Source organism: Secundilactobacillus silagincola (assembly GCF_002583405.1).
Lineage (GTDB): Bacteria > Bacillota > Bacilli > Lactobacillales > Lactobacillaceae > Secundilactobacillus > Secundilactobacillus silagincola.
Genome location: NZ_BCMJ01000050.1, coordinates 1 through 281 on the forward strand (window position 1 = coordinate 1; position 281 = coordinate 281).

Sequence of the window (281 nt, forward strand, 5' to 3'; positions counted from 1 at the left end):
ATTATTTTGGCTAACCGTGATCGTACCTTCCAGATACTTAGCTTGCGTCCCTTCGGGATCGTTCTTAGCAGGATCACCAGGATCGCCTTTCGTGTAAGTAGCCTGGTTCTTCGTGTAGTGAACCGTCCGGGTGACCGTAGTGGTATAACCCTCATCACCTGGTTTGCCGGCATCTGTAACCGCCTTGAAGTCTGCACTGCTGTAAGCACCACCGTTATCTACCGTATTCTGGAAACCTTTAACAGCAGTTGCTGCGGCGGTTAATTCAGGCACTAATTCAC

The 281-nt window shown here is 49.8% G+C and carries 1 protein-coding gene; it reads right to left on the bottom strand.

Translation table 11 applies throughout. From position 1 onward, the window contains the following. Window positions 1–281 (bottom strand): hypothetical protein (locus tag CES82_RS12600; RefSeq protein ID WP_180245751.1); only part of this gene is annotated, 281 nt, incomplete at both ends.